At 36.0% G+C, this 25,908-nt stretch carries 21 protein-coding genes; 2 read left to right on the top strand and 19 right to left on the bottom strand.

Features of this window, described 5'->3' with window-relative positions; genetic code table 11:
* Positions 1 to 127: 127 nt before the first annotated feature.
* The 10 genes from C564_RS0111255 to C564_RS0111205 all read right to left on the bottom strand — a co-directional run bounded on the left by C564_RS0111255 (position 128) and on the right by C564_RS0111205 (position 14,285).
* On the bottom strand, positions 128 to 1,423 hold the full coding sequence (locus C564_RS0111255) for a molybdopterin molybdotransferase MoeA (RefSeq protein WP_018765403.1): 1,296 nt from the start codon (positions 1,421 to 1,423) through the stop codon (positions 128 to 130).
* Between the two features lie 18 nt (positions 1,424 to 1,441).
* Complete coding sequence (locus C564_RS0111250; RefSeq protein ID WP_018765402.1) at positions 1,442 to 2,458, bottom strand: molybdopterin-synthase adenylyltransferase MoeB; 1,017 nt, start codon at positions 2,456 to 2,458, stop codon at positions 1,442 to 1,444.
* A 63-nt stretch (positions 2,459 to 2,521) separates the two neighbouring features.
* Positions 2,522 to 3,316: a formate/nitrite transporter family protein gene (locus C564_RS0111245; protein ID WP_018765401.1), complete on the bottom strand. Its 795-nt coding sequence runs from the start codon at positions 3,314 to 3,316 to the stop codon at positions 2,522 to 2,524.
* A 214-nt stretch (positions 3,317 to 3,530) separates the two neighbouring features.
* A complete protein-coding gene (gene moaA, locus C564_RS0111240) occupies positions 3,531 to 4,547 on the bottom strand; it encodes a GTP 3',8-cyclase MoaA (RefSeq protein ID WP_018765400.1) in 1,017 nt (338 codons plus the stop codon).
* 44 nt (positions 4,548 to 4,591) lie between these two features.
* Complete coding sequence (gene fdhD, locus C564_RS0111235) at positions 4,592 to 5,389, bottom strand: formate dehydrogenase accessory sulfurtransferase FdhD (RefSeq protein ID WP_018765399.1); 798 nt, start codon at positions 5,387 to 5,389, stop codon at positions 4,592 to 4,594.
* A gap of 16 nt (positions 5,390 to 5,405) precedes the next feature.
* Positions 5,406 to 5,750: a DUF2294 domain-containing protein gene (locus C564_RS0111230; RefSeq protein ID WP_000041501.1), complete on the bottom strand. Its 345-nt coding sequence runs from the start codon at positions 5,748 to 5,750 to the stop codon at positions 5,406 to 5,408.
* Between the two features lie 179 nt (positions 5,751 to 5,929).
* Positions 5,930 to 6,412 (bottom strand): DUF1641 domain-containing protein, encoded by a 483-nt coding sequence (locus C564_RS0111225; RefSeq protein WP_003196878.1) that lies wholly within the window; start codon positions 6,410 to 6,412, stop codon positions 5,930 to 5,932.
* 15 nt (positions 6,413 to 6,427) lie between these two features.
* The gene (gene fdhF, locus C564_RS0111220) at positions 6,428 to 9,367 is read right to left on the bottom strand and encodes a formate dehydrogenase subunit alpha (RefSeq protein WP_018765398.1); all 2,940 of its coding nucleotides are present in this window, start codon (positions 9,365 to 9,367) and stop codon (positions 6,428 to 6,430) included.
* A gap of 969 nt (positions 9,368 to 10,336) precedes the next feature.
* Complete coding sequence (topB, locus tag C564_RS0111210; protein ID WP_003196873.1) at positions 10,337 to 12,481, bottom strand: DNA topoisomerase III; 2,145 nt, start codon at positions 12,479 to 12,481, stop codon at positions 10,337 to 10,339.
* A gap of 763 nt (positions 12,482 to 13,244) precedes the next feature.
* The gene (locus C564_RS0111205) at positions 13,245 to 14,285 is read right to left on the bottom strand and encodes a YheC/YheD family endospore coat-associated protein (RefSeq protein WP_018765397.1); all 1,041 of its coding nucleotides are present in this window, start codon (positions 14,283 to 14,285) and stop codon (positions 13,245 to 13,247) included.
* A gap of 197 nt (positions 14,286 to 14,482) precedes the next feature.
* On the opposite strand from C564_RS0111205, the gene C564_RS0111200 reads away from it, so the two are divergent.
* Positions 14,483 to 15,715, top strand: a complete 1,233-nt coding sequence (locus tag C564_RS0111200; RefSeq protein WP_003196866.1) for an ATP-grasp domain-containing protein — start codon at positions 14,483 to 14,485, stop codon at positions 15,713 to 15,715.
* A gap of 173 nt (positions 15,716 to 15,888) precedes the next feature.
* Here the strand turns inward: C564_RS0111200 and C564_RS0111195 are convergent, their stop codons facing one another.
* On the bottom strand, positions 15,889 to 16,737 hold the full coding sequence (locus tag C564_RS0111195) for a YitT family protein (protein WP_003196864.1): 849 nt from the start codon (positions 16,735 to 16,737) through the stop codon (positions 15,889 to 15,891).
* Between the two features lie 48 nt (positions 16,738 to 16,785).
* Positions 16,786 to 17,682, bottom strand: coding sequence for a LysR family transcriptional regulator (locus C564_RS0111190; RefSeq protein WP_003196862.1), 897 nt, complete (start codon positions 17,680 to 17,682; stop codon positions 16,786 to 16,788).
* A gap of 583 nt (positions 17,683 to 18,265) precedes the next feature.
* On the opposite strand from C564_RS0111190, the gene C564_RS0111185 reads away from it, so the two are divergent.
* Positions 18,266 to 18,496: a DUF896 domain-containing protein gene (locus C564_RS0111185; protein ID WP_018765396.1), complete on the top strand. Its 231-nt coding sequence runs from the start codon at positions 18,266 to 18,268 to the stop codon at positions 18,494 to 18,496.
* A 133-nt stretch (positions 18,497 to 18,629) separates the two neighbouring features.
* On the opposite strand, the gene C564_RS0111180 is transcribed toward C564_RS0111185, so the two are convergent.
* The 7 genes from C564_RS0111180 to C564_RS0111145 all read right to left on the bottom strand — a co-directional run bounded on the left by C564_RS0111180 (position 18,630) and on the right by C564_RS0111145 (position 25,895).
* On the bottom strand, positions 18,630 to 19,232 hold the full coding sequence (locus C564_RS0111180; RefSeq protein ID WP_081621467.1) for a nucleotidyltransferase family protein: 603 nt from the start codon (positions 19,230 to 19,232) through the stop codon (positions 18,630 to 18,632).
* Between the two features lies 1 nt (position 19,233).
* Positions 19,234 to 20,184 (bottom strand): XdhC family protein, encoded by a 951-nt coding sequence (locus C564_RS0111175; RefSeq protein WP_018765394.1) that lies wholly within the window; start codon positions 20,182 to 20,184, stop codon positions 19,234 to 19,236.
* Positions 20,184 to 20,651 carry a (2Fe-2S)-binding protein gene (locus tag C564_RS0111170; protein ID WP_018765393.1) on the bottom strand — a complete coding sequence of 156 codons (468 nt, stop codon included), beginning with the start codon at positions 20,649 to 20,651 and terminating at the stop codon, positions 20,184 to 20,186. Before C564_RS0111170 ends, C564_RS0111175 begins: the two co-directional genes overlap by 1 nt.
* Positions 20,651 to 21,487, bottom strand: coding sequence for an FAD binding domain-containing protein (locus C564_RS0111165; protein ID WP_018765392.1), 837 nt, complete (start codon positions 21,485 to 21,487; stop codon positions 20,651 to 20,653). The genes C564_RS0111170 and C564_RS0111165 overlap by 1 nt, the downstream gene beginning before the upstream one ends.
* Positions 21,474 to 23,825, bottom strand: a complete 2,352-nt coding sequence (locus C564_RS0111160) for a xanthine dehydrogenase family protein molybdopterin-binding subunit (protein ID WP_018765391.1) — start codon at positions 23,823 to 23,825, stop codon at positions 21,474 to 21,476. Before C564_RS0111160 ends, C564_RS0111165 begins: the two co-directional genes overlap by 14 nt.
* Before the next feature lie 334 nt (positions 23,826 to 24,159).
* Positions 24,160 to 24,555: a cytidine deaminase gene (locus C564_RS0111150; RefSeq protein WP_003206815.1), complete on the bottom strand. Its 396-nt coding sequence runs from the start codon at positions 24,553 to 24,555 to the stop codon at positions 24,160 to 24,162.
* A gap of 38 nt (positions 24,556 to 24,593) precedes the next feature.
* The gene (locus C564_RS0111145) at positions 24,594 to 25,895 is read right to left on the bottom strand and encodes a pyrimidine-nucleoside phosphorylase (protein WP_026008534.1); all 1,302 of its coding nucleotides are present in this window, start codon (positions 25,893 to 25,895) and stop codon (positions 24,594 to 24,596) included.
* Positions 25,896 to 25,908 lie beyond the last annotated feature (13 nt).

The raw sequence follows: 25,908 nt of genomic DNA, 5'->3' as shown, positions 1-25,908 counted from the left end.
GCTATTTGCGTGCAGTAAGACTCCACCTCAAAACTCAGCGAAAACAAAAAGGTTAGGTGGGAGATCAACTGCCCGTAAAAGCCTGATTGGTTCAACTAATAATCAGTGGGGGGCCATCCCCCACTGATTAAAGTTTCACTTTATAGGATGGAATAATATTGCTCCAAGGCCATTCACTTCCTTGATTATCTTCTAATAGGAGAACATCTACGAACATCCCTTTTTTATATCCTCTTGTCCCGCCTGGGAGTACGATAAAAGCGTTTGATTCTGCTAATGAAGAAACTGCACTAGACTTATCAAATCCTGATGGATAGGCGATTACTTGTCCTTCGTTATATTTTAACTTTGCTCGTACAAATCTTGTAAATGGATTAGATTTTAAAAAATCTTCTCCTAGTAATGCTTTTTCTTTTTTTAAATGTGGCTTTTCACTAAACATATAGGTACGAATGCTAGGTCTTACGAATAACTCAAAGCCTACATAACAAGCAGAAGGATTACCTGATAACCCAAATAATAGTTTTTTATTTAATTGTGCTACGGTCGTGACGCTACCTGGCCGCATTGCAACTTTGTTAAAAAGAACCGATGCCCCTAATTTTTCGTATATAGCTGGCAAATAATCATAATCCCCTACCGAAACACCACCTGTTGTGATTAACATATCCACTTGACTTAACGTTTCTTTTACGGCTGCGTGGCACGTATCAAAATCGTCACTAAACTTACCAAAGTATTTCACTCTTCCCCCTGCTCTTCGAATTTGGGACAATATCATGTACGTATTACTATTTCGAATTTTTCCAGGTTGTAGTAATTCATTTACATCAAGAAGCTCACTCCCAGTCGCCAATACTCCAACTACAGGCTTTTTTGCAACTGGCACTTCGCTGTAACCAAATGTAGCAAGGAGAGCTGAAATACCTGGATTAATGCAAGAACCTCTCTTCGCAAGAATTGTCCCTTTATGTGTATCTTCACCTTGAAAGGAAATATTTTCTCCTTTTTTGAATGAGCGTTTCACTTCCACATAGGCTTTACCGACATCCTCATATTGACGAGTCAGTTCTAGCTTCACAACTGCGTTACTTCCTTTTGGAATTTGTGCCCCCGTCATAATTCGAACCGCTTGAAATTGACCTACCTCTTGAGGAAATATAGAACCTGCCCCAATTTCACCAATTATTTCGAACAAAATTGGATTCTCATAACTTGCCCAGGCAGTATCTTCTGCCCTAATAGCAAATCCATCATATGGCGAGCGATTGAAGGACGGAACATCATGATCCGCTACTAAATCTTCTGCTAATGTACGTCCGTATGCTAATTCCAGTGGTACTAGTTCTTTCAAACCACAATTGGCATATTCCATCACTTTACGGACGGCCTCTTCAACTGTAATCGGCACTCTTATTTCCATCATTACCAGCCCTTTCTATTAACCTAATAACCGATAGTATATTTGTTTCGCTTTTTGAATTTCATTCGTTCCATGAATAAATACACGACCATCTTGAAAAATGACCATCCGATAACCTTCTAGTTGGCAAGATAGCAAATACGGATTTCGATCTACTTTCCCGTGTTTTCTTAATACTTTTTCTAAATCTTCAAAGTTGTAATGACTATTATGCGCCGGTCTAATTTGAACCGTATTTCTTCCGCATAAAACAGCTGTCTTCGTTTGATTTTCATAAGATAAATAAGGATAAATTCTATGCGTTCCGCACGAAGGACAATTGTCTGTTTTTATTTTTTCTAGTCTGATAGAATGGTGTTGATTACTCCATATATCAAACATTAAAAAGGTTTTTCTAATTGCTGAGTAATCTTCCACTAAAATTTTGAATGCTTCTGCCACTTGATATGCTGCGACGATTTGGACAGCCGGACTAATAATTCCAACCGTGTCACATGTCGCTCCTGTAACAGGAACACTTTTTAGTACACAATGTAAGCACGGTGTTTTCTTCGGAATAATCGTATAGCTCATGCCATACCCCCCAACACAAGAACCATAAATCCACGGAATATCATATTTTTGTGATAGATCATTTATTATAAATCGAATATCAAAATTATCTGTTGCATCGATGATGACATCGACATCATCTAATAAAGCTTCCATATTTTCTACTCTTGCATCCATCACGAAAGCATCAATTTGTACTTCTGAATTGATTTGTTTTAGACGATTCTGTGCTGCGATTGCTTTTGGCAATTGTTCTATCGCATCTTGTTCAGCATAAAGCTGTTGCCGTTGTAAATTACTCCACTCTACATAATCACGATCAATAATCGTTAATTTTCCAATACCTGCACGTACAAACGCCTCTGCACTTGCACTTCCTAATGCACCTGCCCCCACAATCAACACATGCTTATTTCTAATCTTCCCTTGTCCTTTACTTCCAATAGGAGTGAACAACTGTTGACGTGAATACCGCTCTATCATTAGATAGCCTTCCTTTCATGTACATACTCATCATTTAATTAAAAAAACATGCTTCATATTCGATCATTTTCTCAATACATCTTTCTCTGTAGCACTTTGTTTCTGATAACAAGAAAAATAAGCAAACCCAACAAATCCAGCTCCACCAATTACATTTCCGATAAAGACAGGAACAAAGTTTTTAGCAAGATCCATCCACGTAAGATGACCAGCAAAAATAACTGCTGAAATAACAAACATATTTGCCACTACTTGCTGAAATCCAATTACTACAAAGGCCATAATCGGAATCCAAATTCCAACAATCTTTCCAATCAAATCGTTCGTTCCATAAGCTAACCAAATCGCAAGGCAAACGAGCCAGTTACAACCAATTGCTAAAATTAACGTTCTCCCAAACGATTCATGTAACTTATCTTGAGCTATCGCGATCGTTTTATTTAAATACGTCCCCTCTGTTAGCCCGCCAAGGTGGCCGAAACAATAAGCTACGAAAAGTGCACCGACAAAGTTAGTTAAAGTTATCCAAACCCAGTTATTCAACACATTTTTCAATGAAATTTTTCGTGCATAAAGTGCCATGGACAGTGACATCATGTTTCCCGTAATTAATTCTCCTCCTGCTAAGACTACGAGCATAAGACCTATAGGAAAAACCGCTCCTCCTATAAAATTTACTAAACTTCCCCATTGCTGAGGTACATTGCCTAGAACGCGAATATTAAGCAAAAATCCTAACGAAATGAATGCTCCTCCTAAAAATCCAAGAATAAGCATTGCGGATAGCGATTGCCTTACCTTTTGAACACCGGATTCAATCACAAGCTCAGCGATTTGTTCCGGTTTATGAAATGACATAACCAATTCCTCCATTTTTCCAATTAAAAAGCAGCTTCAAAAACCCTTAACATAATAAGGATTTTTGAATGCTGCTTAATCTCCCTGCATTTCTCTTACAGAGATATCAATCATCACTTTTACTATAAAATAGAAAATCTGCAAAACTTGCACACTTTCCACTACTTACTTTAACAAAAAGAAGCTACGAACAGCCTTCTTTCATAGTGATTTCTCAACCACCAATATGCGACATTTCAATTTTCGGCAATGCTTTTTTATTTGTATTACTTAGCCGTTCATCTGAATAGCGATCTGAACGATTATTCCAAATGTCACGAATAACATCAGTAATCTCCTCATCGGTATATCCAGAGCGAAGTAATTCTCTAAGATCGTTTCCTTTAGAAGCAAACAAACAAGTATATAATTTTCCTTCTGCAGAAATACGAGCTCTTGTACATGATGAACAAAAAGAATCTGTTACAGATGAAATAATTCCTATTTCCTCATCGCTACCGATATAACGATAGCGAGTAGCAACTTCACCAGGATAGTTCGCTTCAATTCGTTCAAGCGGCATAACTTTATGAATCATCTCTAATATTTCTTGTTTAGAGACTACCTCGCCTAATTCCCAGCCGTTAAAATTTCCGACATCCATATATTCAATAAACCGAAGAATATGCTTATTCTCTTTAAAGTATTGCGCCATCTGAACGATGTCTTGTTCATTTTTTCCTTTTTGAACAACCATGTTCATTTTAATCTTCATCCCGACTTCCGCTGCAGCCTGTATTCCTGCAAGAACCGTTTTTACTTTACTTCTATTCCCATTTAAATAAGAGAAACGCTCTTCGTCTAAAGAATCTAAACTAACTGTCACACGCGATAAACCCGCCTTATATAAATCCGGAGCAAACTTCTTAAGTAGTGATCCATTTGTAGTTAAACCAATATCCTCTACTCCATCAATCTTGTTAAGTCGCTCGATTAATTCAGGAAGGTTTTTCCGAAGTAAAGGCTCTCCCCCAGTAATACGCAACTTTCTTACACCTAAAGAAACGAAAATACGCGCTACCCTTTCAATTTCATCAAAAGATAAAATTTTATCATTAGACAAAAAAGAATAATCACGACCAAATATTTCCTCTGGCATACAATATCGACAGCGAAAATTACAGCGATCGGTAACAGAAATACGTAAATCCTTTAAAGGACGGTGCAATTTGTCTAATGTGACGGATTTCATGTTTATTGCCTCGCTTCTACATATTTTATAATTCCGTACAAGTTTTATTTAATATTTACAACCCGCTCTGGATGAGTATATACATTTAAAGATTGATTCCGAATGAAACCTATTGTAGTAATCCCCAATTCTTCTGCTAGCTGCAATGCTAACTCAGTTGGAGCGGATTTTGACAATATTATTTCACAGCCAATTTTCGCAACTTTCAATAGAATTTCTGAAGATATACGGCCACTAAAAACAATAATTTTATCACCAATAGAAATGTTATTTTTTAAACAATAGCCGTAAATTTTATCTAAAGCATTATGTCTTCCTATATCCATTCGGCTTAAAATAATCCCATTCACATCGCATAAAGCTGCATTATGAACGCCGCCTGTATGCTGAAAAGTAGCCGCAGATTGCTGCATATCATTCATTAATCGAAAACAATCCTGAGTAGTGATCTTTACGCGAATATCATTCATCTTCTTCGCAGTCAGCGCATCGTTTGCGAAAACAAATCCTTGCCTACTCATTCCACAGCATGAAGTAATATAACGTTTATTTTGGATATCACGATAATAAGGATTGATTTTTGTCGTTTTTACATGTACATATCCTTCTTTCTCCTGTACCCATATTTCATCAATATCTTCATACTTTCGGATTATACCTTCAGAGGCTAAAAAGCCTATTACCATATCTTCAATATACTCTGGAGTACTAACCATTGTAACAAATTCCTGTCCGTTAATTTTAACCGTCACTGGAAACTCTGTTACAATGCTGTCCTCTATTTGTTTAAATTCCCCTTGTTCATAACGGAAAATTCCCCGTTCCACCTGTATCGATTTCACGATCAGTATCCTTCTCTCACGTTATATTTTTATCAAAGACAAAGACTGAAACTGCAATATCTTCTTCCACTTTCATATCCGAAAATAGATGAACTAATTTTGCCCCAACAAGTTCCTCCAAATGTTCACGAGAATTGACAGCATAAACCTCCTGAATCATTTTCGTTCGAGCCATATGAACCATTTCCGCACCATCCATAGTTCCCGAAATGAATTTCTCAGTAGGTGTCAAATTTCCATAAAGTGTGGCAATAGCCATATTCTCAGCAAATACAGTATGAATTCGTTCTGGTCCTTTTCCGAACAAATCTTTTCGAAGCTTTCGTATCATATCATTAAATTCATGCACCATTTTTGACATACTCTCATTCCTCCCAGTTAATCAATATTAATTTTCCGAATACTACTTCATCATAAACATTGTAACAAAATGACCTTTTCGTCTAAATTATTCACACAAATAATTAAACGAAAAGGCTCATCTTTTGGAATTATTTCAAACATGCATACAACATATGAAATAATATTATTGTTGCTTACCTATTCGTCTTTTAACCCTTTACCCATACCTTTTAAGAAATGAAGACCGAATCCGATAGCACGGTTAATATCCGGATCCTTAAGTACCTTCATAAGGTCCAGTATTCCTACTTTTTTATTACTTTGCAGATGCTGATTACCTTCATCCATGCCTGTTAATACACTACCTACAAGCTTTTTAGTAAGTTCCGGATTAAGCTCTGTTAAAGCTCCTGCAGCGCCCATCATATTATTAATTAAATTTGTAACTGGTTCACGAGTGACTTGTCCTAAAACAATTTTTGCAATTGGTTCTTTCGCTTTAAGCATAGAATTTGCAGCTTCCAGCATCCCAATATCATTCAGTTCACCTACAATATTAAACATTTGATTTAAAGCTTCTTCATTATTAGCTAGAAGTTCTTTTAAATCTTCTAGCTTTTGTTGCTTTTGTTCTTCCTCAGTTAGCCCCTGCTTCTGGATCGCCTTAATAGGTGCTGCCATATTCTTTTCTCCTCCCTAGTTATCCGTTAAATGTACGTATCCTGGACGAGCCCACTTACGATTTACCTCAATCCCATTTTGAGGATGACGCTTTTTGTTACGTGGATTCGCTTTTGGCATCGGATTTTCACCTTCTACTTGTAACACTTCCATACGAACCTTCGTTTGTTTATATGCAGGTGTATTCGTACGTTGATCGACCGCCGGACCAGTTAAGAAATTAATCGCCGATTCTTTATCAGTTGAGTTCATCGGTAAATAAAGCTCATTTTCTTTTACGCGATCCGTTACAAGTGCACGTAATTTAAGTGCTCCAAAAGGAGAAACAAGGCGCACTAACGAACCAGTTTTAACTCCACGTTCTTTTGCAAGTTCTGGAGAAACTTCAACGAATACACCAGGCACTTTCGTTTGAATACCAGTTGATTTATTTGTCATATTACCTTCATGGAAATGTTCAAGCATACGACCATTATTAATGTGAAGATCATATTCCGCTGGGAATTCAGCAGGACGTACCCAATCAGCTAGCGCAAAACGAGCTTTTTTGTCTGGGAAGTTAAATCCATCTTGGAAAAGAAGCGGCGTATTCGTTCCTTCAAAGCTTCCCCAATGAAAACTATTCCAGCCTTCAAGTACTTCATAGTTTGCTTGTGCGAAAAGTGGCGATAAACTTGCCATTTCAGCAAAGATTTCACTTGGATGACTATAGTTCCAATTTGCGCCTAATTTATTTGCAATCGCTTGTACGATCCACCAATCTGGTTTCGCATCACCTAGCGTTGGAAGAACTTGATATAATCTTTGTACACGACGCTCTGTATTTGTGAAAGTACCTTCTTTTTCAAGAGATGGTGCTGCTGGTAACACTACATCGGCGTATTGAGCAGTTTTAGAAAGGAAAACATCTTGAACGACAAAGAATTCAAGACTTGATAAAACTTCATGTACATGATTTGCGTTAGAGTCTACAAGGGCCATATCCTCCCCAACTAGATACATTGCTTTCATTTTCTCTTCTTCAATTGCGTGAAGCATTTCAATGTTATTAAGACCTGGTTTGTTATCAATTTTTACCCCGTAAGCTATTTCAAATTTCGCACGTTCTACATCGTCAGTAACGTGCTGATATCCTGGAAGCCAGCCTGGGAGAGTTCCCATATCACAAGCACCTTGTACGTTGTTATGACCTCGTAGCGGATATGCACCAGCACCTGGGCGACGATAATTTCCTGTTGCAAGAAGTAAATTTGAAATCGCAGCGGAAGTATCTGAACCACCCGTATTTTGCGTTACACCCATTCCCCAAAGAATACAAGTACCATCTGCGTCACGAATCATTTCTGCCATTCTAACGAGAGTTTCTTTTGAAATGCCTGTAATCTCTTCTGCATATTCAAGCGTATATTCTGCAAGACTATCTTTGAAGTCTTCAAAGAAGTTTACATTCTCGTCGATGAACTGTTGATCATGCCAACCTTGATCAATCATATATTTCGTAACAGCCATTAACCATACTTGATCTGTTCCTTGCTTTGGACTAATAAAGATATCTGAACGCTCTGCCATTTCGGTTTTACGAAGATCTGCAACAATTAGTTTTTGACCGTGCAGTTTATGCGCACGTTTCACACGAGTAGCTAAAACTGGGTGGCCTTCTGTTGGATTTGAACCAACGATAATAACAAGACCTGATTGTGCAATATCTTTAATCGTTCCGGCATCTCCGCCCATACCAATCGTACGGAATAACCCATCTGTTGCTGGTGATTGGCAGTAACGAGAGCAGTTATCAATGTTGTTCGTTTCGAATACTTGTCGAGCTAATTTTTGAATAACATAGTTGTCTTCATTCGTAATTTTAGAAGAAGAAATAAAACCTACAGAACCACTGCCGTACTCTTGTTTAATAGATCCTAATTTATTTGCCACTAATTCAAGTGCCTCTTCCCAAGTTGATTCAACAAATGTTCCATTTTTACGAATTAAAGGCTTAGTGAGTCGTTCTTCAGAATTTACAAAATCCCAACCAAATTTTCCTTTTACGCAAGTAGAAATTGCATTAACCGGCGCTTCAGAAGTTGGTTGAACTTTAAGAATTTTACGTCCCTTCGTCCACACTTCGAATGAGCACCCTACACCACAAAACGTACATACTGTTTTCGTTTTCTTCGTACGAGTTTCACGCATCGCAGCTTCTACTTCTGATATAGCGAAAATACCACTGTATCCAGGTTCCACTTCTTTTATAAGATCAACCATTGGCTCAAGTATGTCCGGCTTCAGCCCAGTCATAAATCCAGCTTCACCAAGCATCGATTTTTCCATCAAAGCATTACAAGGACAAATAGTTACACATTGACCGCAGCTAACACATGAAGAATCGTTAATATCCACCCCATCATCCCAAATAACACGAGGACGTTCCGCTTCCCAATCAATAGATAACGTTTCATTTACTTGTAAGTTTTGACACACCTCTACACATTGACCGCACGCAATACACTGATTAGGATCATAGCGATAAAATGGATGAGACATATCAACCTCACTTGCATCTACTTTTGGCTCGTAAGGATATTTTTGATGCTCAATTTCCATTAACTCTGCCGTATTATGCAATTTGCAGTTCCCATTATTGTTGTCACAGACCGTACAGTAAAGTAAATGGTTTTCCAATAAGCGATCCATCGCCTCGGTTTGTGCTGCCTTTGCACTAATAGAGGACGACTCAATATTCATACCGTCCGTTGTTACTGCCGAGCAGGATCGCACCAGTTTTCCATCAACTTCTACAATACAAGTATCACATGTTTGAATAGGATCGACTTCAGGCACATAACAGATTTGTGGATGTTCAATCCCGTTCTCATTAATGATGTCTAATATAGTTGAACCGGGCTTAGCACTATATTCTTTTCCGTCAATTGTAATATGAACCATGCTGTCATTCATGGTCTTTCCCCCTTTTTGAGAATAAAAAAACTCCACCACGAAAATATACGCACCGAATTAATAGGTACGCTATCATCATGGTGGAGTAGTTTATTAGCACATCTTGCTAAAATACCAATCCATTTATTCATAAGTAAAATGATAGATTCATAACAGGTCATATCACGATTCCATCTTTAACACTATAATTATAGCGTTTAATCCAAAAATACACAATATAAAAATGATAAAAAAGTCACGGCACTCAATGCTCTGACTTGTTTGGATATATTCGTTTAATCACGAAGCCATGCATTGACAAGCATAATTCAACGCATGCTACTGAGCTTTCGGTGAATTAACTTTGCAGTCTCCATCCGTTTCAACATAGGGATAAGTGTTCCTGTATCCAGCCTTCACCGTGCTTTGTTTGCTTTCCCAAAGTACCAGAGGAACAAGATATTACAGATGAGTCAAACTCAGTTCTTTGATAGCTGTAGGACTAATTATTTATTTTTGTTATTCTCGCAATAAAAGTTCACTTAATAATAAGTATTAGCTCACATAAAAAAATAAATGTAACTTAATTTTAAATACACGGTTATTTATTAAGCTAAAGGATTTCTTATAAAAAATCCTCCAGCTTTTTTATAATCATAATTTGAATTAGCAAACTTTGATGAAACATATCTTTGTACAACAAAAAGAAAGCATACATCTGCATTTTATGCAAAGTTATACTTCATATCACACGTTGTTTTATATTAGAATCAACGTGCAACGCTATTTTATTATTTTTTAAATGGCTTTATTATTTGTTAAATACCTTTTTAATTCGTGAACATTAATTCCCCAAATAAAACCTTTGTATAGTTATTCTTATTCTGAATGGCTTATATTGTCTTGACGCAAGATATACGAAAAAAAGCACTCCATCTTGCTACAGAACCTTTTTACCTAGTAAAGAACTTTTTTATTAGCTGACAACTCTCACTTCTCAAACACAAAATTGATTTTATTCTCTTTCCACTCTAATTTCGCATCAAAAGTTTTATCATTCTTCTTAAAACCTTTAATTAAATCTGTTTGTTCACCTTTTAATAACTTAGTCATATTCTTTTGCGATATTGTTTTCCCTAATATTTTTTTTGAAATCGTGAAATCACATTGTGTTGTATTATAGTTCGAGCACCCATAAAAAGTTGATTTATCGATTATATCACCATCACATTTTTTACATTTCCCTACTTTTTTACCTGTTGTAAACTTCGATTCTTTACGTTCAATCGATTCAACATGTAATCCAGTAAAGTCCCACTTCTCAGACATTTCAATCGCATCTTCAATAATTTTCGCTGATAGCTTTTTCGTTTGTTCCATAAAGGTTGCTGGAGAAGCTATGCCTTCCCCAATTTCAGCAAGACGCTGTTCCCACTTCGCAGTCATTTCTGGAGAAGCTAAAATTTTATCACCAATTGCGGTAATTAATACTTTTCCTTTATCTGTTGCATACACTTGATTTTTCTTCACATCAATATACTTACGATCTTTCAGCATTGTAATGATGCCTGCACGGGTTGCCTCTGTCCCTAACCCTTCTGTCTTTTTTAATACTTTCTCTAGCTCTTCATTTTCTAAATATTTCCCAGCTGTCTTCATTAGCGTAATAAGCTGCCCTTCTGTATAACGCTTTGGTGGCTGTGTTTTTCCTTCTTTCACTTTCACCTTTACAACTTTTCCTTGCTCGCCTTCTGCTACGATTGGAAGAATGGTTTCATCTTCTTTATCATCTTGGAAAATAACTTTGCGCCACCCTTCTTGAATTTGCTGTTTCCCTTTTGAAATAAATTCAGCACGGCTATCAACAAGTGTTGTAATTGTTGTATAGTCAAAGATCGCAACTTCATAATGAGCCGCAATAAGACGCCTTACAATCATATCGTAAATTTTCTTTTCATCGCCAGATAGTTTATTTGGATTTGTCGCTTGTTCTGTTGGAATAATTGCATAGTGATCTGTAACCTTTTTCTCATTCACATATCGCTTATTATTCATAATGGACTCAATCGGCGCTGGTAATAACTCTTTATATTCTTCAAACTGGCTTAATTTTTGTAAGATGTCAGGGAACGTTGCTGCTTCTCCTTGTGTTACATAGTTAGAATCCGAACGTGGGTAAGACACAATACCTTTTTGATACAATGCTTGTGTAATATCAAGAGTCTTTTTTGGTGAAAACTTAAATGCTTTATTCGCTGTTGCTTGCAGTGATGATAAGTTAAATAAAAACGGTGGTTGAAACTCCTTCCGCTCCGTTTTCATTTCTTTTACTTCAGCCGGTTTATTTTGGCAAAATGCTGCAATTTTATTTGCCATATCAGGGTCTTTTAAACGGGACTCATTATCTTTCTCCCATTTCCCTTCATATTTCTTTCCTTCTATATTAAAAGTTGCAAACACTTCCCAAAACGGCTCTGATTTAAAGTTTTCTATTTCTTTTTCACGTTTCACAATTAAAGCTAATGTCGGCGTTTGTACACGACCAGCCGAAAACACATCATTCATTCCTTTTTTCTTTAGCAAAATACTAAAGACACGCGATGCATTCATCCCGACCACCCAGTCGGCACATGATCGTGTGTATGCTTCATAGTACGTATTGATTGTATCTGCTTCATCAAGTAAATTTTTAAATCCTTGATAAATCGCTTGCTTCGTTAAGGAGGAGATCCATAGACGTTTCATCGGTTTTTGCACGTTACAAAGATTGATAATATTTCGTACAATTAATTCCCCTTCACGCCCCGCATCGCCTGCATGAATAATTCCCGTCACTTGCGGATTATGTAACAGCTGTTTCACAACATTAAATTGCTTATACTTTGATTTTGTAACTTCAAATTGAAAACGTTCCGGAATCATTGGTAATGTATCGAGTGACCACTTTTTCCACTCAGCGTGATAATGTTCCGGATTACATAACTGCGTCAAATGACCAATTGCCCATGTACAGTAAGCTCCATTTGGAAATAACTCATTTGCTTCTACTTCTAAATAGCCGTCTTTTCGGCGATATTTAAATTGAGAAACAAGGGCCAAACCTTGATCTGGTTTCTCGGCTATGATTAATTTCATTTTATAACTCCCTATCTAAATTCCAATGCTACTTTCATTTTATCTCTGTTTTATAAGTGATGAAAAATATCTATCATTTTTATCATTCACAATTTATCTTATATTTTTTAGACCTATAATATTATACGCTTAACCTTCACACCTTCACAATAGGAGACTATATAAACCATAGATTTAATAAAGATATGGAATTCATATAGGGTGCGGGAGATCCAAAGAAAAACCATGCAAATAAACCATCTTTTGCGGAGAACCCGTTCCTTTTCCCTTAGATATAAAAACATCCCTTTAGGTATTCGAACCTAAAGGGATGAAACCATGCAACTTTTTTACAAACACCGGGGCTTTATTTTAAGCATATTAACTTTATTTCAACTCTACCCTAAAATTTGTTTTTGCATGCCCCCTATTTATATATATTTTTCCTTAAAAACAAAAAAATAAAAAATGATCAAAATTGCATTGATCTTATAATAATAAAGACAATTAATAGTTACCATAGTGGTTGAAGTTCCTAACTTTTTAACAATTAATCGGAAATTTTATACAGTTATTAACAAAAAAATAGTGTATATCGTTGATCATTGTTTTGAATAGGGACTCCAATACTGTTCAATACCATATTATCAAAAAAGCCAGTAGCAAATAAACGATTGGGATACGTTGCAATCCCACTGTATAGATTTCCATGGAGTACATTCTCAATCATCTCTTCACTAATATTGATTTTTTTAAAAGCATCACCCTATCGTTTCCCTTATTTTTATCCTCTATTTTGTTTGTATTTATTGGCTAAATATCTTGCATAGTAAATCGTGTTTCTAACTACATCTAATTCAAGATTAAATATATTAGGTGCACCTGGTCTCCAATTCACTTCAAACAGCCACAATTTTTGGTCCTCATCAATTCCAACATCAATTCCTAATTCATCAAATGATACACTGTCATATAAAGAATCAAAATGGTTAACAAAGCTTACTGCAAACCGCTCCAAATACCTTTGAATATTGTACCAGTTGTCATCAAACTCTGTTTTTAAAAAAATTTCTAGATACGTGCTATAACCACCACTACCCATATTTGATACAATGCTTCCCAATGGACCTATCCTTGGAAAAATTGAAGTAATGACCCATTTTCCTTCTCCGTTTCTTTGAACATGCAGCCTGAAATCATAAACATGACCAGTTTTCATTTGACATGAAATAAATTGTTGAACTAGGTAATCTTGTTCTTGTATTTTATGAGATATAAAGTCTAACAATTGTTTTTCATTAATAGATGAGACTTGCCCTGCCTCATTCATTTTGTAATGCTCTACCCCATATTTTTCAATAAAAACGATGCCCCCACCTTGATGCCCAGACATCGGTTTGATAATAACTTTTTTATAGCGCTTAATCATGTCAAAAAACTTGCTAGCATCAGTTAATTCATAAAAAGGAATAAGATATTGTTCAAACTCTTTTGCTTTTTTAATTCTGTTATATACACTTAATTTATCTCCAATCGAATGACTTGTGAATGGAATCCTATCGTATAGATAATCAAAGATTTTCTCAGTTTTATCACTAACAGGAGCGCTTGCATTATAAATGACATCGGGAAAAGAAAATTCTTTTTCAATCCACTCGCCGTTTTCATAGATTTTTCCTAAAATCGTTTGATTTTCTATTTTTACTTTCCCTGGGGTAAAGTAAAAGAAGTTGACACCTTCAGCTTTTGCTACAGCGGCACAAGCATATGCTCTCCTTACGTTTCTTGGATCTTCTCGATGATGAAGCATACCAATTATAGTCATATTGGTTCCCTTCCCCTCTTTCTAAAGTTCTTTTTCAACATACAGATCAAATTCAACTTATATATATTCATATCCTTTCCATATTTAACCATTTTTCAAAAGATTAAGAACAACCTTTGTCCCATTTTTATATTCTATTTATATAGATAACAGAGCTTATTTTATAAAAACAAGTAAAGATAGGGTGGGGTAAGATTATGAATACTATTGTTTTTATTGAAACAAATAAATCTGGATCGAGTAGGGAAGCAATTAAAGCAGCAGAGAAACTTAATTTCTTTACGGTTTTGTTAACAGACCAAAAAAGATTTCTTGAAGAACGAAGTGAATTTCCGGATGTACATCAGATGATATTTACCGATATAAATGATTATGATAATTTAATTACAGTAATCCACAATCTAAAAAAAACAGGGAAAAATATAAAAGGAATTTTTAGTTTTATTGATTATTTTGTTTATGTCGCTGCATGTTTGTCTGAGAAGTTCTGTAAAAGTATGGTATCTACTGACGCAATTTATCATATGGAAAATAAAATATTGACCCGTAACGTGCTTAAGAATTTACCGATTTCACTCAATTATTTAATTTACAAACCAACAGAATCCTTATCATCTTTTCTTAAAACTGTAGAGATGAAATTTCCTCTTGTCGTTAAATCCCCTGAATCAGCAGGATCAAAAGATGTATTGTTGGCAAAGGATAGAGATCAATTAATTTCATCTATGCAAACCCTTTTAAAAAAACGACCTAATGAAGAAATTCTACTTGAAGAATATGTAGATGGACCTCAGTACTTAGTTGAAGTTTTAGTTCACAATAAAAAGGTTCATATTATTGCAGTGATTGAACAAGAAATTACATTTTTTGAACGTTTTATCGTCACTGGTTATTCTTTGTTAGGACAATTAGACACTAAACTACATTATAGTCTTCTTAACGCTATTCATTCTGTTGTACATGCTTTTGATATAAAAAATGGTGCTTGTCATCTGGAGCTCCGCAGAGTAAATGGTATTTGGAAGTTAATTGAGATAAACCCAAGGATATCAGGCGGAGCTATGAATCGTATGATTGAAGTTGGACATGGAATCAACTTAGTACAGGAAACGATTCAGTTAATGTTAGGAAATAAACCTTCACTGAATAAAAAACATTATAAATATGTGTATACGCACTACTTAACAGTCGCTTATAGAGGGAAATTAATTCGAGTTACAGGAAAAAAGCGTAGCTCTAAATATCCTGGTGTAGAAGAAGTATATATAAAACCTAAAAAGGGAAGTATCCTAAAACCTCCTAAATCAATGGGGGATCGGTGCGGCTACGTTTTAGCAGCATCATTTTCTAAACAAGAAGCTAAAAGAATAGCTTTAGAAGCAGCTAAAGAAATTTCTTTTGACATTGAACCAATGAATACAACAGCATAGATTATGCTGCATTCAAACGATACTCAAAATAAAACGAAACCCTTATATATTATAGTGTTTCGTTTTTTTTATCGTATTTGTTATGACGTTGTTTCTTAAAACTATAAACTAATGATTATTTTTTTACCTCCTTAAACAAAAAGCTGGTCCTCAAAATTTGAAGACCAGCTTTTTTAACTCGCTTTAAAACCACCACCTAATACATCACGTACATCGTGAATGACAACGAATGCATTTTCATCTTTTTGGCTCACGACTTTCTTTAATTGAATGAGCTCTTGTTTATTGATGACAACATATAATACTTCTTTGTTATTTCCTGTGTAACCACCTTTCCCATCTAGCACTGTTACACCTCGTGTCATACTCTTCATAATGGATTCTCTGATCATGTCTGGATAGTTTGAAATAATTGTTACAGCAGTCTTTGTATTCAATCCTTCTACAATAAAATCAATAACCTTTGCACCGATAAATACCGCTACCAGCGTATACATCGCTTTTTCCTGCCCAATAATAAATACTGAACCTGCAATAACGACGATATCAATAATTAATACACCTTTTCCAACACTCCAACCTAAATATTGGTTTGCTAATTGTGCTATGATTGCAGATCCACCTGATGTACCACCTGCACGGAACATAAATCCTAAACCAACACCAACGAAAACACCCGCAAATAGAGCTGCTAACAATGTATCATGATTTACCGGAGTCGCTATATCTTCTGTGATATATAAAAAGAAAGATGAAGAGACAATACCAAGTATTGTATACACCATTGTCTTTCTATCAAAAAACTTATACCCAATTGCAAGTAATACTGCATTTATTAAAAGGTTTACAGTACCTGGTGACCATTCAAACAAATAATATGTAATAACTGTAAGCCCAATAACTCCACCTTCAGATAACCGATTTGGAATAGCAAAAAAGTTAATCCCAATCGCAAACAATAATGATCCTATTACGACAAGCGCTACTTCTTTCACTCTTTCATTTATTACTCTTTCATTCATTACTTTTCCCCCAATATATAGTTTCCAGCCTACTTTCAGATCAGAGAATCAAGCGAATTCTTTCCATTTCTCTGCATGCTTTTCTATCATTTCAATTAATTTCTTCATTGCAGGAGTTAACCATTTGCTTTTATGATATGCCAATTCAGTTGTAACGAAATCTTCACTATACGTCCATGGTAGTACACTTAGCTTACCTTGCTCGATTTCTTCCTTTACCGTTATAAACGGTAAATAAGATATCCCTAGCCCACACATAACGGTTTGCTTAATCGCTTCAATACTCCAAAAATGAATATGAGAACAATTAATACCATCTTCTTTAATCCGTCTTTCTAACAAATCTCGGTAACTCCCTGGCTCTGTAAGCAACAACATTTCTCCTTCTAAATCAGCAGGACTAACGCTCACCTTTTTTGTTAGTGGATGTTTGGGCGGAGCAATAAGCACAATCTTCTCTTGAACAAGAGAATGAGTAACAATGTCTGTACCCAGTTGCTCCGGATGTGTAAATAAAGCGAAATCAAATTTTCCTGATTTTAGCTCATTGTGCAATTCTTGACTCTCTGATGGTTGTAAAATGATATGTACTTGCGGATACTTCCTTTTAAATTCATATAAAACAGCAGGTAATCGATAAATCATTAAAGACTCATTCGCTCCAATGCGTATTGTCCCTGAAAATTTCCCGTTCATTTGAGATGATTCCAATGCTTCATTTGATAATTCCAATATTTTATGCGCATAAGAAAGCATATGCTCCCCTACATCAGTTAAAATCACCTTTTTTCCAAGACGATCAAATAATGGATTTCCAATCTCTTCTTCTAATGATCGAATATGATTAGTAATTGTCGATTGCGTATACCCAAGTTGTTCTCCAGCCCGTGTAAAGCCACCGCTTTCCGCTACAATAATAAAAGTTTTCAAATGGCGCAGCTCCATACTTACTCCTCCTGTTGTACGATCATTCTTTTGTTTTATATAAAGCTAAAATATAATTTCCGGATGTTTTTCTTGTTATAACCATATCTTCATAATAATGAAAAAGTTAATATGTAGGTTACATAGTTTTCTCTTACGCAGAAATGCAGTCCATTGTTCACCGAGACACCAATAAAAATAATCATTCTCATGAAATTAGTTGGTTTTAGTAACAATCTCATATATTTTCTATTCTGCGCGCTTGAGCGATTCCCTAAAAAATCATTGATTAACTATCTAAACGACTTATTAAATCGAACGATTTATGCACAAATAGCATTCCGAAAAGAAGGACAATTAAATAGCTGTTCCTGTGCACTCACCTAATCGCTATTATATATTTAGAATGTAAATAAATAAAATGAATTATTTTAATAGAAATCATTTATAAAAATGATGGATAAACCTAATGTAATCTAGTTAGACACCTTTTTTAAAAAAGGAGTGTCTTTTTCATTTACAACTATTGACATAATCAAAAAGAAATATCAAAATCATTATAAATTAGTGAGTTACTAATTTATAGTTGAAAGAGGTGAACAAAATGAAAAATATATTATTTCGCATTAATGAATTAGCAAAAAAAGAAAAAGCTTCCGGACTAAAAAAAACGGAAAAACAGGAACAACAAATGTTAAGACAACACTATATGACAGAATTTCGCGGAAGTTTAGATTCCATTTTATTAAATACAACGATTGTAGATCCTAACGGGGAGAACGTTACTCCACTTGCTTTACAGCATGCACAAAATCGTATGAACCTTACAAATTGAGATCCAAAATCGATTCAAACGACCAATTTTACAAAATAATATCAACGTAAAAAGAGCCAAATTTCTATATTGAGAAATTCCGGCTCTTTTTGACATAGTTCTATGTCTACTACATTGTAATTCAAACACCATATCAATCCGCATATTTTTGTTTCACCTGTTGATATTTTTCCCATGTATCGATATCAAAAAATATTTTGTCATTTTGAGACAACAATGAAATTCCATTTATCGTAGGCTTCATAAAAATTGCACGTGCTCCTTCATCCCCTTTCAACGCTTTAAAAAACGGAAACACTTTCTTTGTAAATAAAACAGGAGGTTGCTTTACTCCTCTATAACTCGCTGCTACAAAATGAATGTTTTTATTTTGCTCATAGCAATCCATTATCTTATTAATAAATTCAGCTGTAACGAATGGTTGATCCGCCAAAAGAACAACCACTGCATCTACATTTATTTTTTTCGCCATTTTAACACCACACTGAAGAGAATATGACTGTCCCTTATCAGCGTTTGGACAAGAAAGAATATACACATTTTCACGGCACGTCCTCTTTAATATCCACGTGGGGTCATTTGTAACAACAATAATATGAGAGAGCCTTGAAGAAAATGCCGCTTGTAACGCTATGTTTCCAAGTGGTTTCCCCTGTAATGGTAAGTATAATTTATTTATTCCTGGCCCCATCCTTCGACTGTTTCCAGCAGCTAAATATATACCAGCAATCTTTATTTTACTTCCCCCTTAATTCTTGAACAATTTCAGCTATGATACTAATCGCTATTTCAGTTGGCCCTTTTCCACTAATTGCAAGCCCTACCGGAGAATGAACATTTTTTGGTATCGCCTTTCCTTCTAATAGACGAGCAGTGCGGTGACGTGGACCTAAAATACCAATATAGCGAACACATTGTTTCAATAAAAGTTCAACCAATTGCTGATCACGTTGAAAATGGTGAGTCATAATCACAACAAAATCTTCTTCTCTTAATAGAAGTCGTGGTACAATCTCTTTCGGAAACCCATTCATACAAACATCTGCACTCGGAAAATGTAAAGAATTACATAACGATTCACGCCAATCACAAACTGTTACAAAAAAGTTTACTTCTTTTGCAAACCGAACAAGAGGTTTCGCATCCTCCCCCGCTCCAAAAATAAAGAGTCGTGGCTTTGGTGCAAAGTGTTGATAAAACCATTTACCGTATAAACCATGTAAGGAATGAGTTGAAAATAAAGCTTCTTCATTCCCAAACATGTCACCATTCTCACTTACAAACAAAGTCTGTAATGAAGAAAGGTTCTTTATCATTCGAACTGAAATACCCTTCTTAAGATATTCATATAGTGTTTGCAAAAAAGCTTTGTACTCCTCATCTATATGCTCAACTAATATACGAATGATGCCGTTGCATCCCATTCCCCAAGATAAATCATCTTCTGCTTTTGTATTAAACTGATGGATAGACCAAGTTTGATTCTCTATTACTTCAGCTGCATAAACAGAAACCTCTTCTTCTAAACAACCTGCACTTAACATTCCGACTTTCGTTCCATCTTCACCAAAAAGCATGATTGTTCCTTCTTTACAATATGCAGATCCTTCTACATGAATAATCGTCGCTAAAGCACATCGTTGTTCACAAGATAGTAGTGCTTCTAGTACAGTATGAACAGAAGTCATCATTGATGCTCCCGTTGTTTTTGTAAGACAGATTTCACAGCTTCTTCAATCTCTTGATAACTTGTGCACCGGCAAATATTAGAACTTAACCATTCTTCAATAACTGAATCATCCACATCCATTTTTTGTGTAACGAGCGCATGACAATTTATAATAAACCCAGGCGTACAATACCCACATTGAAAAGCCCATTTGTCTTCAAAAGCTCGCTGAATAGGCGTTTCCCATAAGCCTTCAATCGTTGTAATCCGCTTACCAATCGCTTCCACTGCTAACATAATACAAGACTTAATTGGTAGCCCCTCAACAAGAACTGTACAAGCACCACAATCACCGTTTTCACATCCCGGCTTAGCTCCAGTTAGACCGAGGTTATGTCGTAATGTATATAATAGCGTATCTGCCATTCTGACAATCACTTCACTATCTTCCCCATTCACATGAAGAATAAATTGCCCAATTCCCATTATTTCACCCCTTCAAGCTTCATCAGCACATCATAAAGCACATGTTGCAAAATAAACATACGATAAGCACGCGAACCTCGTATATCATCTAATATAAGTGCGGGAATATGAAGAAGGGCGCGCTCAATTCTCTTCCTTACTGGAATATCCCAATCGTTTAACACTGCCTCTATTGCGAGCGACCGAAATGGAAAGGCACACAATCCACTAAATGCAATTCGAATGTCTTCATCACTTTTTAACGCAGCAACTGTTACAAGTGGGTAATCAATTTTCTCTAATTGCCTTTTTTTTACACTGTAATAAGGAGATTCTATATATTTTTGATTGGTGATAATTTGTATAAGAAACTCACCTTTTTGCAATTGTAACTTCTCAATAAACGCTTGCTGTGCCTTGATATACTTTATACCTTCTTTTCCTGCAATAACAAATGTGCTATCAGCTAGTAAAAAAGGGAGTACTGCTTCCCTATATATAATTTTCCCTGCAATGTTGCCACCAAGCGTAATTTTATTTCTTGCTGTGTGATCTGCAGCCCTTCCGGCAGTCTCTCCAAGAAGAGGGAATACTTTTTTCTCTTGAACTTGTGTTAATGTTAATGTAGCTCCAAGAATAAGATTTTGGTCATTCCATGCACAAATATTACATTCGGGAATATCTTTCAAATCAATGACCGCTTTCGCAATTATTTGTTGCAAACGCCCCATTGTAATAATTTCAGTGCCTCCTCCATAATAAATAGGCTTTTTTCCCTCTTTATCCAGCTGATGAAATAATCGGATTGCTTCTTCGATACAATTCGGACGATAATATTCAAAGTCAAATGGTATCATATACACCATTCTCCTCCGCTTGTTTTACTTTCCAAATCAATTCAGGATTAATAGGTAATTGACGAAGTGAAATACTAGCCGCAATAGATAACGCATTCGCTAAAGCAGCTGGCATACCGATAATTCCATGCTCACCAAGCCCTCTAGACCCAAATGCAGCTTGATCATGCGGTACTTCTACAAATTCAGCAATGTATTTTGGGTGTTGCCCATAATGCATCACTTTATAAGAACGAAACTGATTATTAAGAACTCTCCCATACAAGTCATAGTGAAATGTTTCTCTCGTCGCAAAACTTAATCCCATACTCATAGCCCCTATAATTTGTGTTTCTGCTCCTTTTCTATTTAAAATCCTTCCAGCATCTGCAACCGTTACTGCTTTAATTAATTTATACGTATATAATTGTGGATCAAATTCAACCTCTATTGCCTGTGCTCCCACTCCCCACTCTGGTCCTTGTTGCCCTTTTCCTGTTTCATAGTCAATCTTTGTTATTCCTTCAAAGATATATGTACCTCTTCCGATTATTTGCGCCCCTGCTACATTCCCACTCGAATCAACATATCCAAAAACAATTTTTGCAAATGGTACGTAAATATCTGGATTTGTTTTTACATATACAGTCTTATTTGCAATTGTTAATTCACCTGCTGGTATTCCAAGTACATTAGCCGCCGTATCTAGTAACTGCTTCATTACATCTTCCGTCGCTTTTACAACTGCATTTCCAACGAGATGTGTCGTTCGACTGGCAGCTGTTTTCCAATGTTTTGGCGCTATTTGTGTATTGACTTCCATCATAATAGATACATCTTTAACATTCATATTCATTTTTTCTGCAACCATTTGTGTTAAAGTTGTTTTCGTTCCTTGTCCAATTTCCACTGCACCACAATTGACATTTACACTTCCATCACCATTAAAGGTTATAGTCGCACCCGCTCCAGCATTATTTGGTGTAGTCGAATTTTTCCAAAAGCAACTAATTCCTTTTGCCCGTATCCTCCCATTTGGTAAAACAATACGATTCCCTTCTTCCCAACTAATAAGCGATTTTAACTTTTGTAAACACGCCCGAATATCCCCCGTATTACTTTTTGTGACTAATACTTGTGTTGGTGTTGTATCTCCTCGCTCAATTGTATTTTTCATACGAAACTCAAGCGGACATATATTTACTTTCTTTGCCAATATATCTATCATTCTTTCAATTACAAATGTATACTCGGCATGACTAAATCCACGAAACGATGTCGCATATGGATGATTCGTGTACATACAAAGCGAATCACACGATACATGCTGAATTGAGTATGGACCTGTACAGTCTAATCCGGCCGCTTTACTCATGGTCACTGCCCGATCAGCATACGCACCGCCATCAAATAAATATAAAATCTCTGCAGCTTGCAATTTCCCATTCTTTGTACATCCAAGCTTTACTTTTGCTTGTAAACCAATATGAACAGGCGATGTTACAAAATCTTCTTCTCTACTATTCCGCAGGGTAACACGCCTCCCACCCACTGCTTTAGAAGCAAGATACACTAAATACTCAAGTTGTACCGTTGTTTTTCCACCATACGCCCCTCCAACTAAAGGCACATGTACAATTATTTTTTCCTCATCAATTTGAAACATCTTACTAAGCAATCTTTTAATTTCAAAAGGGGCTTGCGAAGTAGAATGAATAATAACCTCTCCATTTGGCTTAATTTCTACTTTCGCACATCGAGTCTCCATTGCAGTATGATCAGATTGCCGAAAAGAAAACGTTTCCTCTACAACAACTTCACTATTTACAAACCCTTCTCGAATATCTCCCTTACGAATTTTCGTTCTATTTGCAATGTTTGTATGCGCTTCTGGATATACTTCTTCTTCCAATTCATATTGTTCTATATTTTCATGTACGAGTATATCCCTTTCTAAATAGGCTTGCAGCGGGGCGTGAACTACAGGCAGTTTCTTATATGTAACACGTATTTGTGCTGTTGCGTGTTTAGCAATCGCTTCGCTATCCGCTACGACAAGTGCAATAGGCTCACCAAAATACCGAACTTTTTCGTAGGCTAACGGGGGACGATCTACAATACTGGAACCGACCAGAATAGGATAATCTGCGCCTGTTATTACAGCATGAACACCAGGGATTTCCTCAGCTCTCCTTATATCAATACTTTCAATAAAAGCATGCGCATACACACTTGTTAAGAGTTTTGCGTATAAAGTACCTATCTCAATCTCGTCATCCACATATTTTGCTCTACCCGTTACTTTATCCGCACCTTCTTTTCGTTTAATACTTTTTCCAATAATGTGATACGGTTTCATTTTAGCCCTCCCTTCCTTCTACTCTTCTACCAACCTTATTCGTAGCCACCCTCATTTAGTACGGAACTCTTTATAGATGCACAATACCATTAGAGAGAACTTCACCTAACCTTGTGGACAGTTTACGAGTTTGAAATAGATAAGAAGCAGACAGAAAGAGTAATCCTGCAAAACGGTCGATCCATCCCCAGCAAATTCCCATTCAAATAGAAAAATGGCTTTCATGAACAGAATTTCAATGGTTATATAAATAAAAACATATTCTTCACACAAAAAAAGAAGCTCTCCCAACATATAAATTTTAGGACAGCTTCTTTCTTATATTCATTTGAAATTAGATTAAATCCTCAATCGAAAATGCACCCGGTAACAATTGTTCAACCGTTACTTCTTTTTCATCGCCTTTTAGATTTGTTAATAACACTGGCATTTTAGGATCGCAAAACTCTGCAATGACTTGTCTACAAGCTCCGCATGGTGAAATAGGCCCATCTGTTTTACCTGTAATTACTAAATAACTAAAATCACGTTCCCCTTCTGATACTGCTTTAAATATAGCCGTTCTTTCAGCACAATTACATAGACCATAAGAAGCATTTTCTATATTACAACCTGTATAGATCTTACCTTCTTTCGTAACCAACGCTGCACCAACAGGAAATTTAGAATATGGAATATAAGCTTTTTCTAACATCTTCGTTGCTTCTTCAATGTATCTTTTTTTATCCATGTTATTTCCTCCTCAGAGTAAATTAATCCTATGAACCATTAATCAGTTATAATTGTATGAATTAAGTTAGGAGTTTCAGCCTTTTCTGATACAGAAATGTTTTCATAAATTTTAGCCTTTACATCTTCCACGTTTTCACGATTCGCGTAAATCGTAACAAGTGGTTCCCCTTCTTTTACAGCTTCACCAACTTTTTTACGTAGCATTAAGCCAACAGCTAAATCAATTTCATCTTCTTTTGTTGCACGACCTGCCCCTAGAAGCATGGCAGCAATACCTATTTCATCTGCCACAATGTTAGAGACTACACCTGAAGTTTTAGCAGGTACATCAATTACATATTTAGCTTGTGGTAACTTTTCTGGATGATCTACAATTGAGCTATCTCCACCTTGATTACTCAAGAACTCCTTGAACTTCTCAATTGCTTTTCCATTTTTCATAACTTCTTTTAGCATTTCACGTGCTTCTTCTAACGTATTCGCTTTTTTCCCAAGTACAACCATTTGACTACCTAATACAAGTACTAATTCCGTTAAATCTTCTGGACCATCCCCTTTTAATGTATCAATCGCTTCTTGTACTTCAAGAGCATTACCAATTGCAAAACCAAGAGGTTGTGACATGTCTGAAATAACAGCCATTGTTTGACGTCCAACATTATTTCCGATTCGTACCATTGCGTGTGCTAATTCTTTCGCATCCTCTTCTGTTTTCATGAATGCACCAGCACCTGTCTTAACATCAAGAACAATCGCATCAGCACCAGCCGCAATCTTTTTACTCATAATCGAACTTGCGATTAACGGAATTGAATTCACTGTTCCAGTAACATCACGTAGTGCATATATTTTTTTATCGGCAGGCGTTAAATTTCCTGTTTGTCCAATAATTGCAACCTTGTCACGGTTCACTAATTCGATGAATTGCTCTTTCGTAATTTCAACATGGAAGCCTTCTACTGCTTCTAATTTATCAATTGTACCACCCGTATGACCTAAACCTCGACCAGACATTTTTGCAACTGGTACATCTAAAGCAGCTACTAATGGTCCTAACACTAATGTTGTTGTATCACCAACACCACCAGTTGAATGTTTATCTACTTTAACTCCTTCAATCTCAGATAAATCAATTGTTTCTCCAGAATGCACCATAGCCATCGTTAAATCGGCACGTTCACGGTCAGACATGTCTTTGAAAAAGATAGCCATTGCCAGTGCACTTACTTGGTAATCAGGTATTGATCCATCTGTATACCCTTTGATAAAGAATTGAATCTCCTCTGTTGTTAATTCTTTACCATCACGTTTTTTCGCGATAATATCTACCATTCTCATCTGAATCACCAAT

Source organism: Bacillus sp. 105MF (assembly GCF_000374885.1).
Classification (GTDB): domain Bacteria; phylum Bacillota; class Bacilli; order Bacillales; family Bacillaceae_G; genus Bacillus_A; species Bacillus_A pseudomycoides.
The sequence above is the reverse complement of the archived record's forward strand: the minus strand, read 5'-3'. Positions and strand labels throughout refer to the sequence as shown.

What these genes read in the sequence shown, in the direction of transcription:
- C564_RS0111170 (WP_018765393.1), bottom strand. Translation starts at nt 20,651, where the DNA reads ATGGGAATTGGGCAATTTATTCTTCATGTGAATGGGGAAGATAGTGAA.
- fdhF (WP_018765398.1), bottom strand. Translation starts at nt 9,367, where the DNA reads ATGAATGACAGCATGGTTCATATTACAATTGACGGAAAAGAATATAGT.
- C564_RS0111230 (WP_000041501.1), bottom strand. Translation starts at nt 5,750, where the DNA reads ATGTCAAAAATGGTGCATGAATTTAATGATATGATACGAAAGCTTCGA.
- topB (WP_003196873.1), bottom strand. Translation starts at nt 12,481, where the DNA reads ATGAAATTAATCATAGCCGAGAAACCAGATCAAGGTTTGGCCCTTGTT.
- C564_RS0111165 (WP_018765392.1), bottom strand. Translation starts at nt 21,487, where the DNA reads ATGATACCATTTGACTTTGAATATTATCGTCCGAATTGTATCGAAGAA.
- C564_RS0111160 (WP_018765391.1), bottom strand. Translation starts at nt 23,825, where the DNA reads ATGAAACCGTATCACATTATTGGAAAAAGTATTAAACGAAAAGAAGGT.
- C564_RS0111150 (WP_003206815.1), bottom strand. Translation starts at nt 24,555, where the DNA reads ATGGATAAAAAAAGATACATTGAAGAAGCAACGAAGATGTTAGAAAAA.
- C564_RS0111255 (WP_018765403.1), bottom strand. Translation starts at nt 1,423, where the DNA reads ATGGAAATAAGAGTGCCGATTACAGTTGAAGAGGCCGTCCGTAAAGTG.
- C564_RS0111205 (WP_018765397.1), bottom strand. Translation starts at nt 14,285, where the DNA reads ATGACTATAATTGGTATGCTTCATCATCGAGAAGATCCAAGAAACGTA.
- C564_RS0111200 (WP_003196866.1), top strand. Translation starts at nt 14,483, where the DNA reads ATGAATACTATTGTTTTTATTGAAACAAATAAATCTGGATCGAGTAGG.
- C564_RS0111195 (WP_003196864.1), bottom strand. Translation starts at nt 16,737, where the DNA reads ATGAATGAAAGAGTAATAAATGAAAGAGTGAAAGAAGTAGCGCTTGTC.
- C564_RS0111245 (WP_018765401.1), bottom strand. Translation starts at nt 3,316, where the DNA reads ATGTCATTTCATAAACCGGAACAAATCGCTGAGCTTGTGATTGAATCC.
- C564_RS0111190 (WP_003196862.1), bottom strand. Translation starts at nt 17,682, where the DNA reads ATGGAGCTGCGCCATTTGAAAACTTTTATTATTGTAGCGGAAAGCGGT.
- C564_RS0111185 (WP_018765396.1), top strand. Translation starts at nt 18,266, where the DNA reads ATGAAAAATATATTATTTCGCATTAATGAATTAGCAAAAAAAGAAAAA.
- C564_RS0111225 (WP_003196878.1), bottom strand. Translation starts at nt 6,412, where the DNA reads ATGGCAGCACCTATTAAGGCGATCCAGAAGCAGGGGCTAACTGAGGAA.
- moaA (WP_018765400.1), bottom strand. Translation starts at nt 4,547, where the DNA reads ATGAAATCCGTCACATTAGACAAATTGCACCGTCCTTTAAAGGATTTA.
- C564_RS0111175 (WP_018765394.1), bottom strand. Translation starts at nt 20,184, where the DNA reads ATGACTTCTGTTCATACTGTACTAGAAGCACTACTATCTTGTGAACAA.
- C564_RS0111250 (WP_018765402.1), bottom strand. Translation starts at nt 2,458, where the DNA reads ATGATAGAGCGGTATTCACGTCAACAGTTGTTCACTCCTATTGGAAGT.
- C564_RS0111145 (WP_026008534.1), bottom strand. Translation starts at nt 25,895, where the DNA reads ATGAGAATGGTAGATATTATCGCGAAAAAACGTGATGGTAAAGAATTA.